The organism is Comamonas sp. DB36 (assembly GCF_057914905.1).
The window spans coordinates 619,338-631,882 of record NZ_CP196632.1 but is presented as its reverse complement, the minus strand read 5'-3'; the positions used below and the strand labels follow the sequence as shown (position 1 = coordinate 631,882).

Here is a 12,545-nt window from a genome sequence, read left to right as displayed (position 1 = left end):
CGAGTGTTTTCCGTTCGCCCTGAGCTTGTCGAAGGGTGAACGGCCAGCCCTCAGCCCCCTTGCTTAAGCCCTCTCCCCCGCCCGCATGCGCGCCGCGATGGCCAGCAGCACTTCGGGCAGGTCGCGCACGCTGTGCACCACGTAATGCGCTCCGGCCAAACGCAGTTTGGCGTCGGCCGCCGCAATGCGCGCCGCCGCTTCCCCGGCCGGGGCGCGCGCATATTCCTCCAGCGAATAGCCGACTTCGTTGCCCGACAGGCTCAGGCCCACGCTCCACATGCCGGCGTTGCGCCCCTCCTCTATGCCGGGAACGGTGTCATCGACCTTGACGCAGGCGCGCACGTCGCTCACGCCCAGCGCCAGCACGTTGGCCAGCGCCATGAACGGGCCGGGGCGTGCGCCCGCGGCCAGCTCGTCGCCGGCCACCACATGTTCGGGCGCGACGCCGGCCGCGGCCGCCTGGGGCAGCAGCTTGTCAAGCACCACACGCGGATAGCCCGAGCAGGAACCGGTGCGCAGGCCCTGGTCGCGCAGCCAGCGCAGCACCTCGGCCGCGCCGTCGATGGGCGCCGAGAACTCGCCCACCTTGGCGATCTGCAGCGGCATGAAGCGCGCGTAGACCGCATCGACATCGGCGTCCTGCGGCGCCTGGCCGAACACGCCGACCCATTGCGCATGGATCGCGGGTTCCTGCAGCAACTGGTGGATATGCTGCCACTTGGACAGGCCCATGGGGCCGCGCGCCTGGGCCAGCGTGATGGTGATGCCGAAGGTGGCAAAGGCTTCGACAAAGATCTGGGTAGGCGCCAGCGAGCCGAAGTCGACCAGCGTGCCGGCCCAGTCAAAGATCACGGCCTGCAAGGGCGCCAAGTCGGCGCAGCCGCCTTCGGGCAAGAACGCAGGCGAGGCGCAGGAGGTGGCGGCAGCGGGATGGGGAGCGAGAGCAAGAGTCATGGGAAATGGCGCAAGAAGAGGACAGGGAAAGACAGCACAGCGGCAACTGACAGCAGGTGGCCAGCGACATGGCTCAGGCCAGGGCGCGAATGAAATTGCGCCCGCGCGGGCCACAGGCCGCGGACCGCACCATGCGCTCCCAGTCGCCAGCGCTCAGGCCGAACTGGGCAGGATCGGTCGACACGCCCAGGCCCTGCAGGAAGTCGCGCAGGCTGGCCACGGCCACTTCGCCGCTGGCCGCGTCAAACACCGACAGCAGCGCGGCGTCGCATTGCGCGTCCGCGCCCAGCGCCATCTCCAGCACCAGCGGCAGGCTGAACGAGCAGGCAATGCCATGCACCTGGCCGTAGCGCAGCGTGATGTCATAGGACAGCGAATGCGCGAGCGCGGTCTTGGTGTTGGAGAACGCGAGACCGGCAAGCAGCGCCGCCTCGGCCATCTCGGCGCGCAGGCCGGCATGGCCCAGATCCTGCATCAGCGCCGGCAGCGTGCGCAGGATGCGCCGCGCCGCGCCCACGGCCAACTGGCTGGAGACCGGGTTGCGGTTGACGTTCCACAAGGACTCGAGCGCATGCGACAGCGCATCCAGGCCGCTGGCCAGCGTCGCGCCCGCGGGCAGGCTGCGCATCAGATCGGCGTCGATCAGCGCGGCTTCGGGCCAGGTCCAGCGCTGGTGCAGCGAATGCTTGCGCCCGCCCGCCTGGTCCCACAGCGTGGCCCAGGGCGTGACTTCGCTGCCCGTGCCGGCCGTTGTCGGAATCGCGATCAGCGCCTTGTGCGCGCCGGCCGGCAGTTCGCCGCCCTGCTCCAGCACCGCCAGCAGTTCGGCAAAGCGGCCCGAGGGCGTGGCGCACAGCAGCGCCTTGGCGCTGTCGATCACGCTGCCGCCGCCCAGCGCGACCACGCAGGGCACATCGGCATGGTCGCGCTGCACCTGCTCATAAAGCGGTGCCAGCCATTGCACATCGGGGTTGGGCAGGATGTCGCTGATCACGCCGCGCAGCTGCGCGCCCAGCAGCGCCTGCATGCGCTCGACCAGGCCCAGACCATGGGCTTGGGGAAAGGTCACGAGAATGCAGTCGCGGCCGGCCAGCAGGCCGGCAAGCCGGGCCAGCGCGCCCGGCGCGGCCTGGATATTGACGGGGTTGTGATAGGTCCACACGGTGATTTGCCTGAAAAAGAGTGAGAAGGTGAAATGCGCGCGCCCAGGGCCCGGCCGCGCCGGCGCGGGGCGCTGCGGGACGGGCAATCATGGGAAGGGGCGCCGCCGGCGCCGGCGTTCAGCGCCGGCTGCCCTGCACGCGCTGGCGCAGCAGGTTGGAGACCAGGTCGGCGGCAATCACCATCACGGTGATGACGATGATGCAGGTCGCGGTTTCCTGGTAGCGAAACAGCTTGAGGCTGCCGACCAGCTCGAAGCCCAGGCCGCCCGCGCCCACCATGCCCAGCACCGTGGCCGAGCGCAGGTTGACTTCAAAGCGGTAGAGCACCACTGCAATCCAGGCCGTGATCGCCTGGGGCACGACGCCAAACACGATGATCTGCAGCTGGCTGGCGCCGGCGCTGCGCAGCGCCTCCAGCGGCCCGCTGTCGATTTCCTCTATGCTTTCGGCAAAGAACTTGCCCAGCATGCCCATGCCGTGCAGCGCCAGTGCCAGCACGCCGGGAAACGGCCCCAGGCCCACGGCCGAGACAAACACCAGCGCCAGGATGAGCTCGTTGATGCTGCGCACCACGTTGAGGAACTGGCGCGTGGCGCGGCGCAGGCCGTGCCAGCCGTGCAGATTGCTGGCCGCGATGAATGACAGCGGCAGCGCCAGCACGATGCTCAGCAGCGTGCCCCAGATCGCGATCTGTATCGTCTCGAGCGCCGGCGCCCACAGCCGCGGCAGTATGCTCAGATCGGGCGGCACCGAGCGCGACAGGAAGTCGCCGATCTGCGGCATGCCGTTGGCGAGCTCGCCCCAGCTCATCTGCGCGCCGCTGGCGCTCCACTGCAGCGTCCAGCCCAGGGCCAGGGCCAGCGCGGCATAGCCCAGCCAGCCCAGCGTGCCCTCGGGTCTGGGCGCGGTCCAGCGGTAGGAATTCCTGTGCACGGTATGGCTCACAGCAGACCTCCGGCGGGAATGGCCTGCCATTGGCTGGGCGCGGGCGGCGCCACGGCGGCGGGCGGCGCGTGGTAGATGGCGTGCAGCGCGGCGTCATCGAGCCCCTGGGCATTGCCGTCATAGACCATGCGGCCCTGGGCCAGGCCGACAATGCGGTCGCCGAACTCGCGCGCATAGTCCACCTGGTGCAGATTGCAGACCACGGCAATGCCCAGGCCGCGCGTCGCATCGCGCAGATACTGCAGCACCGTGCGCGCGGTCTTGGGGTCCAGGCTGGCCACGGGCTCGTCGGCCAGGATGACGCGCGGCTGCTGGGCCAGCGCACGCGCAATGCCCACGCGCTGCATCTGCCCGCCCGACAGGTCCTCGGTGCGCTCATGCGCCTTGTGCGACAGGCCTACGCGCTCCAGGCATTCGTGCGCCAGATCGATGTCGCTCTGGCGAAACAGCTGCAGCAGCGAAGGCAGCGTGGCCAGCGCGCCCAGCCGGCCCGTGAGCACGTTCTTGAGCACCGACAGCCGCGGCACCAGATTGTGGTGCTGGAACACCATCGCGGCTTCGCGCGCCAGTGCACGGCGCGAGTGGCGCGCCATCAGGTCAATGCCGCCGACCTGCAGCGTGCCGCTGTCGGCACTGGCCAGGCCGTTGAGGCAGCGCAGCAGCGTCGACTTGCCGGCACCCGACAATCCCAACATCACCACGAATTCACCGGGCTGTACATCGAGGTCTATGCCATGCAGCACCTGGTTGCTGCCGTAGCATTTGCGCAGTTCGCGGATGTGGATCATTTCATTTTCCCCAGGTCCAGGCTCAGGGCCTTGGCGGTCTGGCGCACCACGTCGTAGGCCTTGTCGGTGGTCGGCGCGAAGCCGCTGAGCACGCCCTGGTCACCCCAGGGCAGGTCCTTGATCTCGGCGAGCGCGGCCGCGACCTTCTGCTTGGTCGCGGCGTCCAGGCTCTTGCGCCAGACCATGGGCGACTCGGGAATGGGCTGCGAGCGCCAGATCACCTGGAAGTCCTCGGCCTTGACCACGCCCTTGGCGACGGCCGACTCGAAGATCCGGTCGGCGACGGCCGCGCCGTCGACCTTGCCGTTGGCCACGGCCATGATGTTGGCGTCATGCGAGCCCGAGAAGATCACGCGCGAGAAATGCTTGTCGGGATCGAAGCCGTCGGCCAGCAGGCCGGCCTTGGGAAACAGGTGGCCCGAGGTCGAGGTCGGGTCGACAAAGGCAAAGGTCTTGCGCTGCAGCCTGGCGACGCTGTCCAGGCCCGAATCCTTGCGCGTGATGACCACGCTGTGATAGGCGCTCTTGCCGGTCTTCTTGGTCACGGCGACGGCAAACGCCTCGGCGTTGGCAATGCTGCTGGCCAGCACATAGGAGAACGGGCCGAGGTAGGCGATGTCGAGCTTGCCCGAGCGCAGCGCCTCGATCACGCCGTTGTAGTCGTTGGCGACAAAGGGCCGCACTTTCATGCCGGTCTTCTCGGCCAGCTGGTCCATGACCTGCTGGCTGGCACGGATCATGGCCTGGGCATCCTCGGAAGGAATCAGGCCGACGCGCAATTCGGGTGTCTGCGCAAAGGCAGTGCTCACCGTGGCAAAGGCCAGCGCGGCGGCGCCGGCAAGCTGGAGGCAGTTTCTGCGGGTGGTGTTCATGGGGGCGTTCCTGGTGGGCATCGGGTGGTGGGAGACTGGCTGTCTGACCACTTGATGGTAGGAACGACATATTTCTTTCATGTGAAATTTTTAGACTGGTTCCACTGTGTTTTTATAGATGGAGCCTATAGATGTCGACCGCCCGCTACCGCGCCTTCGTGGCCGTTGCCCACCACGGCAGCCTCAGCGCCGCCGCGCGCGCGCTCCAGCTGAGCCAGCCGACGATTTCCGCGCAGATCAGCGCGTTGGAACAACACAGCCCGGTGGAGCTGTTTCACCGCCGCGGCTACCGCATGAGCCTGTCGAGCGCGGGCGCGCAGTTGCTGCCTATCGCGCAGAAGATCCTGGCGCTGGAGGCCGAAGCCGATTTCTTCCTGCGCGATTCGGGCCAGCTCAACCAGGGCCAGCTGCACCTGGGCGCGGTCGGGCCCTTCCATGTGATTGAAATGGTCGCCGCCCACCGGCTGCGCCGTCCGGGAATCGAGGTGTCGATACGCATGGGCAACTCCAGGCAGGTGCTGGCCGATCTGGAGCAATACACCACCGACATCGGCGTGCTCGCGGGCAGCCACGACAACCCGGCGCTCGAAAGCATGCTATATGCGCGCCATCCCATCATCTTGTTTGCCCACCGCGAACACCCGCTGGCGCGCCACGCCAGCGTGACCCTGGAGCGGCTAGAGGGAATGGAATTGCTGCGCCGCGAAGCCGGCTCCACGACCCAGGCCACCATGGATGCGGCGTTGCGGGAAGCGGGCGTGCGCACGCGCTGCGCGCTGGAAGTCGGCAGCCGCGAAGCCTTGCGCGAGGCCGTCGCGCGCGGACTGGGCGTGGGTGCGGTGTCGGAAGCGGAGTTCATTGCCGATCCGCGCTTCGTGGCCATTCGCATTGACGGCGACCCGGCCACCACCAGCACCTATCTCTACTATGCGCGCGAGCGCCGCCGCAGCCTGCTGATCCAGTCGTTCCTGCAGGCGCAGCGCATCACGCCGCAGTCCGAGCCGCCGGCCTGAAAGGCGCGGCGGCGGCGGCGTTTAGATGCCGACGACCGAGACGGCCTTGGTGTTGAGATAGGCCTCGAGCGCCTCGGGGCCGCCTTCGGTGCCATAGCCCGAATCCTTGATGCCGCCGAAAGGCAGCTCGGCCGAAGGCGTTGCCGGCTGGTTGATCCACAGCATGCCGGTCTCGACGCGGCTGGACAGCAGCTGCACGTTCTTGAACGAGCGCGTGAACGCATAGGCGGCCAGGCCGTAAGGCAGGCGGTTGGCTTCGCTGATCGCGTCCTCCAGGCGGTCGAAGGCGCGGATGCCGGCGATGGGGCCGAACGGCTCCTGGTTGAACAGGTCGGAGTCGGTTTCCAGGTTGGCGATCAGCGTAGGCGCAAAGAAGTTGCCCTTGTCGCCCACGCGTTCACCGCCCGTGAGGATCTCGGCGCCGCGCTGGCGCGCATCGGCCACGACCTGCTGCATCGCCGTCACGCGGCGCGGGTTGGCCAGCGGGCCCAGGCTCGTGCCTTCGGCCAGGCCGTCGCCCAGCTTGAGGCCTTGCGCGTACTGCACGAAAGCCTGGTTGAACTCGCCGACCAGGCTGCTGTGCACCAGAAAGCGCGTGGGCGAGATGCAGACCTGGCCGGCGTTGCGGAACTTGGCCGCGCCCGCGGCCTTGACGGCCAGCGCCACATCGGCGTCCTCGGCAATGATCACCGGGGCGTGGCCGCCCAGCTCCATGGTCGCGCGCTTCATGTGCTGGCCGGCCAGCGCGGCCAGCTGCTTGCCCACGGCGGTCGAGCCCGTGAACGTCACCTTGCGGATCACGGGGTGGGCAATCACATAGCTGGAGATTTCAGCCGGGTCGCCGAACACCAGGCCGACGACACCCGCAGGAATGCCGGCGTCGACAAAGCAGCGCAGCAGCGCGGCCGGCGATGCCGGGGTTTCCTCGGGCGCCTTGCACAGGAACGAGCAGCCCGTGGCCAGCGCCGCGCCTATCTTGCGCACGATCTGGTTGACCGGGAAGTTCCAGGGCGTGAAGGCCGCGACCGGGCCCACGGGCTCCTTGATCACCATCTGCTGGGCGGCAACGTTGCGGCCCGGAACGATGCGGCCGTAGACGCGCCGGCCTTCGTCGGCAAACCATTCGATGATGTCGGCGCCGGCATTGATTTCAACGCGGGCCTCGGCCAGCGGCTTGCCGTTTTCCTGGGTCAGCACGCTGGCGATCTCTTCCACGCGTTCGCGCAGCAGCGCAGCGGCGCGGCGCATGACGGCCGCGCGTTCGTAGACCGAGGTATCGCGCCAGACTTCAAAGCCCTTCTGGGCCGCGGCCAGCGCGCGGTCCAGGTCGGAAATGCCCGCGTGGGCCACGGTGCCTATGACCTGGCCCGTGGCCGGGTTGCGCACGTCTATGCTTTTGCCGCTGTCGGCATCGACCCAGTTGTTGGCGATCAGCAGCTGGACATTGGGGTAGGAAACGCTCATAAAGGATCTTCTTTCCATCATTTCTGAAGACCGGAGACCGGTCACGGGGCTAAACGCTGCGGGCGCAGGGCGCGCACTGCGGGCGGCACCGCACATGGTGACATGAAATCGGCTGCCGCCAGGGCTTGCGCCATGACACCCTGTCGCCGAGGCAGTCATGCGCGCGCGCCGCGCTTCAGAATATGTCGGGTTCGGGCACGGCCTTGCCGAAGCTGGTTTCGAGAAAGTCGAAGTCGCAGCCCTCGTTGGCTTGCAGGATATGCTGGCCGAACAGCCAGCCATAGCCGCGCTCGTGGCGCGCCGGCGGCGCAGTCCAGGCGGCCCGGCGCTGCGCGAGTTCCTCGTCGCTCACGTCGAGGTGGATGCTGCGCGCGGGCACATCGACGCTGATGCGGTCGCCGCTGCGCACCAGCGCCAGCGGCCCGCCGACCGCCGATTCGGGCGAGCAATGCAGCAGGCAGCCGCCGTAGCTGGTGCCGCTCATGCGCGCATCCGACAGGCGCAGCATGTCCTTCACGCCCTGCCTGAGCAGCTTGGTCGGAATCGGCAGCATGCCCCACTCGGGCATGCCCGCGCCGCGCGGGCCGGCGTTGCGCAGCACCAGGATGTCGTCGCCCGTCACGTCGAGATCGGGGTCGTCCACGGCCTTCTTGAGACTGGGGTAGTCGTCGAACACCAGCGCGCGCCCCGTGTGCTGCAGCAGGTGCGGGGCGCAGGCGCTGGGCTTGATCACCACGCCGCCGGGCGCGAGGTTGCCGCGCAGCACGGCCAGCGCGCCTTCGGCGTAGATGGGCTTGTCCAGCGGCCGTATCACGTCATCGTGGTAGACCTCGGCACCGGCGATGTTCTCGCCCAGCGTGCGGCCGTTGACCGTCAGTGCCTCGGTCTTGAGGTGGCCGCGTATGCGTTCGAGCAGCGCGCGCAGCCCGCCCGCGTAGAAGAAATCCTCCATCAGGTAGGCATCGCCGCTGGGCCGGATATTGGCCAGCACCGGCACGCGGCGGCTGAAGGCGTCGAAGTCGTCCAGGCTCACCGCATGGCCCGCGCGCCGCGACATGGCAATCAGATGGATGATGGCGTTGGTGCTGCAGCCCATGGCCATGGCGCAGGCAATGCCGTTCTCGAAGTTGGCGCGCGTGAGCATCTTCGCCGGCGTGAGGTCTTCCCAGACCATGTCGACAATGCGCCTGCCGGTCGCCGCGCTCATGCGGATATGGTTGGCGTCGGCCGCGGGAATCGACGACGCGCCCGGCAGCGCCAGGCCCACGGCTTCGGCAATGCCGGTCATGGTCGCCGCCGTGCCCATGGTCATGCAGGTGCCGTGGCTGCGCGCGATGCCGGCTTCCATCTCGTTCCAGGCCTGGTCCGACAGCCGGCCCGCGCGGCGCTCGTCCCAGTACTTGAAGGCGTCCGAGCCCGAGCCCAGCACCTTGCCTTTCCAGTTGCCGCGCAGCATGGGTCCGGCGGGCAGGTAGATGAACGGCAGGCCCATGCTCAGCGCGCCCATGGTCAGGCCCGGCGTGGTCTTGTCGCAGCCGCCCATCAGCACCGCGCCGTCGACCGGGTGGCTGCGCAGCAGCTCCTCGGTCTCCATGGCGAGGAAGTTGCGGTACATCATGGTCGTGGGCTTGACCATGCTTTCGGACAGGGAGATCGCGGGCAGCTCCAGCGGAAAGCCGCCGGCCTGCAGGATGCCGCGCTTGACGTCGTCGACGCGTTGCTTGAAGTGCGCATGGCACTGGTTGGCGTCGCTCCAGGTGTTGATGATGGCGATGATGGGCTTGCCCATCCAGTCCTCATAGCCATAGCCCATCTGCAGCACGCGCGAGCGGTGGCCGAAGGAGCGGAAGTCATCGGGGGCAAACCAGCGTGCGCTGCGCAGGGACTCGGGGGATCGTTTCATGAAAGTCTGTCTTGCGGTTGGCGGCCCGCGCATGGCGCGGGCCGCTTGTAAAAAAGGCAGGCGGTGCGTGAGGCTAGAGCACCTTGCCGGGATTCATCAGGCCTTGCGGGTCCAGCGCCTGCTTGATGCGGCGCATCACGGCCAGTTCGGCCGCGGTCTTGTACAGCGCCATTTCATCGCGCTTGAGCTGGCCTATGCCGTGCTCGGCGCTGATGCTGCCGCGCAGCGCGACCACGGCGTCGTGCAGCAGCTGGTTGACGGCCTCGGTCTGGCGCTGCCAGGCGTCGGGCGCGACGCCCGGCGGCGCGCTGACGTTGAAATGCAGGTTGCCGTCGCCCAGATGGCCGTAGACGATGGGCCGCGCGCCCGCAAATGCCTGCGGCAGCTGCGCCAGCATCTGTTCGACAAAGCCCGCAATGCGCGAGATCGGCAGCGAGACATCGTGCTTGATGTTGCTGCCGTCCAGCTGCTGCGCATGGGTGATGTTCTCGCGCAGCGTCCACAGCGTCTGTGCCTGGGCCAGGTTGCCGGCCAGCGCAACGTCTTCGAGGCAGCCGTCTTCGAGGCAGGCCATGAGCGCGGTCTGCAGCGCCTCGCGCAGCACTTCGTCGCTGCCGCCGTCGGCGGCTTCCATCAGCACATACCAGGGCCAGTCGCCGGAAAGCGGCGCCGGGGTTTCGGGAAAGTACTGGCGCACCAGCGCCACCGCCGGGCCGGAGATCAGCTCGAAAGCCGTGAAGCGCTCGCCCAGATGGCCGCGCAGCGCGCCCAGCAGGCGCACGGCCTGGGCAATGGACGACACGCCGGCGAAAGCCACGGCTTGCGCGCCGGGCGCGGCAAACAGCTTGACCGTGGCCGCGGTGATGATGCCCAGCGTGCCTTCTGCGCCTATGAACAGCTGCTTGAGGTCGTAGCCGGTGTTGTCCTTGCGCAGTCCGCGCAGCAGGTCCAGGCATTCGCCATCGGGCAGCACCACTTCGAGGCCCAGCACCAGCTCGCGCATATTGCCGTAGCGCAGCACCTGCACGCCGCCCGCATTGGTGGCGATGTTGCCGCCGATCTGGCACGAGCCTTCGGCGCCCAGCGACAGCGGAAACAGCCGGCCCGCGGCCGCGGCCTGTTCCTGCAGCGTCTGCAGTATGCAGCCGGCCTCGACGGTGGCGGTATTGTTCTCGGCGTCGATCTCGCGCACGCGGTTCAGCCGGCCCAGCTGCAGCACCGCCTGCAGGCCGTCGGCCGTGGGCACCGATGCGCCGCACAGGCCGGTATTGCCGCCCTGGGGCACCAGCGCCACGCCCGTGCGCGCGGCAAGCCGCACCAGCGCCTGCACTTCAGCCGTGCTTCCCGGGCGCAGCACGGCCAGCGCCCGGCCCTGGAACTTGCCGCGCCAGTCGCGGGTATGGGGCGAGACATCGTCGCCGCCCGCTTCGCTGAGCACATGGGCCGGACCGATCAGCGCGCGCGCCTGCTCCAGCCAGGACACAGAATCGAAAGTCATGCGTTTGTCTCCGCTCAATAGCTGCTGACCGGCGCTTCGGCGGCCGCACCGCCAAAGCGCCGCGCCGTCGCGTCCAGACCGTCGCGCAGCACCAGCGTGTCGAGCACCACGGCGACGAACTGCGCGCCCAGCGCCAGGCATTCGCGCGCGCGCGCTTCGTCGACCATCAGAATGCCAGGTGCCTTGCCGCAGGCGCGTATCCGGCGGATCGCGTCGTCGATCGCGCGGCTGACTTCCGGATGGCGCGTCTGGCCCGGGTAGCCGAGGCTGGCCGACAGGTCGGCCGGGCCTATGAAAATGCCATCGACGCCGTCCACGGCAGCGATCGCTTCTATCTGATCCAGCGCCTCGCCGGTCTCCACCTGCACCAGCAGGCACAGCTCGTCGGCCGCGCGCGCCACATAGTCGGTGGTGCGGCCGAAGTTGGCGGCGCGCGTGGAGCCGCCCATGCCGCGTATGCCGTGCGGCGGGTAGCGCATCGCGTCCACGGCGGCCTGGGCTTCCTGCGCGTTCTGCACGAAAGGCAGCAGCAGCGTCTGCGCGCCTATGTCCAGATAGCGCTTGATCAGCACCGGGTCATTCCACGCGGGCCGCACCACGGCCTGCGTGGGCAGCGCATCGGGCGCGGGCTGGGCCGCGGCCACGGCCTGCAGCTGCTGCAGCATCTGCGGAACATCGGCAGGGGTATGCTCGGTGTCGAGCAGCATCCAGTCGTAGCCTGCGCCCGCAATGAGTTCGCTGATATAGGGCGAGGGAATCGTCGACCAGACGCCGATCTGGGCCTGGCCTGCGCGCAGCGCATGTTTGAAATGGTTGGTCTGCAGCATGTTCACTCGATGCGTATGTTTCCGGTCTTCACCACGTCGGTCCAGCGCGCGACTTCGGCGGCAATGAAGCCTGCGGCCTGCTCCGGGGTTCCGGGCGTGGGCTCGTTGCTCATGGTGGTCATGCGCGCGATCACGTCGGGCTGGGCCAGAATCTCCTGGCAGGCCTTGTTGAGCTTTTGCACGATGTCGGCGGGCATGCCCGCGGGGCCCGCGAGGCTGGTCCAGGAATAATTGACGACGCGCGGCTGACCCGCCTCGGCCATGGTCGGCACCGCGGGCAGGCTCGCCAGCCGCTGGCTGCCGGCCACGGCCAGCGCGCGCAGCTTGCCGCCCTGCACGAAGGGCAGCGCCGAAGTCGCGGGAACGAACAGCAGATCGGCCTGGCTGCCTATCAGGTCGGTCATTGCCGGCATGTCGCCCTTGTAGGGAATGCCGTTCAGGGAAGTCTTTGTCGTCTGCTTGAACAGCTCCGTGGTCATGTGGCTGGACGAGCCGATTCCGGTCAGCGCGACATTCAGGCTGCCGGGCCGGGACTTGGCCAGGGCCACGAGTTCGGCGATCGTTCCCGCCTTGAGCTCGGGCGAGGCCAGCAGCAGCATGGGCACGCGGCTGAGCATGGCGATGTGCGTGAAGTCCTTGCGCGTGTCGTACTTGACGTTGGGGTTGACGAGCTGGTTGATCGCATGCGTTCCCGGACCGCCGATGACCAGCGTATAGCCGTCGGGCTTGGCGCGCGCCACGGCTTCGGAGGCCAGCGAGCCGTTGACTCCAGCGCGGTTTTCCACCACCACGGGCTGGCCCAGACGCTGCCCAAGGCGCTCGCCGAACAGCCGGCCGAGCACATCGGTCTGGCCGCCCGGGGGAAACGGAATCACCAGCGTGATGGGCTTGCTGGGATAGGCCGGCTGGGCCTGGGCCGCCAGCGGCGCAACAGCAAGAGCCAGCAGTCCCGTCAGGGCGGCGCGGCGGTCAGGAAGGGATCTGTCCATCGATGTCTCCGAAAATGATTGCGCAATCATTCACGCTTTCGCCCAATGGTTCATCGGGACGTTCACCGATTCGCAACCAACCAGAAATGCTGGCCATCATGGTTATCATGACAAGGCAATCATTTCAAC

11 protein-coding genes are annotated in these 12,545 nt (G+C 68.1%); 1 reads left to right on the top strand and 10 read right to left on the bottom strand.

Features of this window, described 5'->3' with window-relative positions; translation table 11 throughout:
* Positions 1-63: 63 nt before the first annotated feature.
* From phnX to phnD, 5 genes are all read right to left on the bottom strand, one after another.
* Positions 64-954 (bottom strand): phosphonoacetaldehyde hydrolase, encoded by an 891-nt coding sequence (gene phnX / locus ACSVDO_RS23900; RefSeq protein WP_489596778.1) that lies wholly within the window; start codon positions 952-954, stop codon positions 64-66.
* Between the two features lie 73 nt (positions 955-1,027).
* The gene (gene psrA / locus ACSVDO_RS23895) at positions 1,028-2,116 is read right to left on the bottom strand and encodes an iron-containing alcohol dehydrogenase PsrA (protein ID WP_489596777.1); all 1,089 of its coding nucleotides are present in this window, start codon (positions 2,114-2,116) and stop codon (positions 1,028-1,030) included.
* A 118-nt stretch (positions 2,117-2,234) separates the two neighbouring features.
* Positions 2,235-3,062, bottom strand: coding sequence for a phosphonate ABC transporter, permease protein PhnE (phnE, locus tag ACSVDO_RS23890; protein ID WP_489596776.1), 828 nt, complete (start codon positions 3,060-3,062; stop codon positions 2,235-2,237).
* Positions 3,059-3,850: a phosphonate ABC transporter ATP-binding protein gene (gene phnC, locus ACSVDO_RS23885; protein ID WP_489596775.1), complete on the bottom strand. Its 792-nt coding sequence runs from the start codon at positions 3,848-3,850 to the stop codon at positions 3,059-3,061. The genes phnE and phnC overlap by 4 nt, the downstream gene beginning before the upstream one ends.
* The gene (phnD, locus tag ACSVDO_RS23880; protein WP_489596774.1) at positions 3,847-4,722 is read right to left on the bottom strand and encodes a phosphonate ABC transporter substrate-binding protein; all 876 of its coding nucleotides are present in this window, start codon (positions 4,720-4,722) and stop codon (positions 3,847-3,849) included. The genes phnC and phnD overlap by 4 nt, the downstream gene beginning before the upstream one ends.
* Before the next feature lie 131 nt (positions 4,723-4,853).
* Between phnD and ACSVDO_RS23875 the strand changes: the two genes are divergently transcribed.
* Positions 4,854-5,735: a LysR substrate-binding domain-containing protein gene (locus tag ACSVDO_RS23875; protein ID WP_489596773.1), complete on the top strand. Its 882-nt coding sequence runs from the start codon at positions 4,854-4,856 to the stop codon at positions 5,733-5,735.
* Positions 5,736-5,756: 21 nt separating this feature from the next.
* On the opposite strand, the gene ACSVDO_RS23870 is transcribed toward ACSVDO_RS23875, so the two are convergent.
* The 5 genes from ACSVDO_RS23870 to ACSVDO_RS23850 form a co-directional block, all read right to left on the bottom strand.
* Positions 5,757-7,199 carry an NAD-dependent succinate-semialdehyde dehydrogenase gene (locus ACSVDO_RS23870; protein WP_332547883.1) on the bottom strand — a complete coding sequence of 481 codons (1,443 nt, stop codon included), beginning with the start codon at positions 7,197-7,199 and terminating at the stop codon, positions 5,757-5,759.
* A gap of 175 nt (positions 7,200-7,374) precedes the next feature.
* Complete coding sequence (gene araD, locus ACSVDO_RS23865; protein WP_489596772.1) at positions 7,375-9,102, bottom strand: L-arabinonate dehydratase; 1,728 nt, start codon at positions 9,100-9,102, stop codon at positions 7,375-7,377.
* Between the two features lie 73 nt (positions 9,103-9,175).
* Entirely contained in the window at positions 9,176-10,600 is a 1,425-nt protein-coding gene (locus ACSVDO_RS23860; RefSeq protein ID WP_489596771.1) for an FAD-binding oxidoreductase, read from the bottom strand.
* Between the two features lie 14 nt (positions 10,601-10,614).
* The gene (locus ACSVDO_RS23855) at positions 10,615-11,433 is read right to left on the bottom strand and encodes an HpcH/HpaI aldolase family protein (protein WP_442881461.1); all 819 of its coding nucleotides are present in this window, start codon (positions 11,431-11,433) and stop codon (positions 10,615-10,617) included.
* Positions 11,430-12,416, bottom strand: a complete 987-nt coding sequence (locus tag ACSVDO_RS23850) for a Bug family tripartite tricarboxylate transporter substrate binding protein (RefSeq protein WP_489596770.1) — start codon at positions 12,414-12,416, stop codon at positions 11,430-11,432. The genes ACSVDO_RS23855 and ACSVDO_RS23850 overlap by 4 nt, the downstream gene beginning before the upstream one ends.
* Positions 12,417-12,545 lie beyond the last annotated feature (129 nt).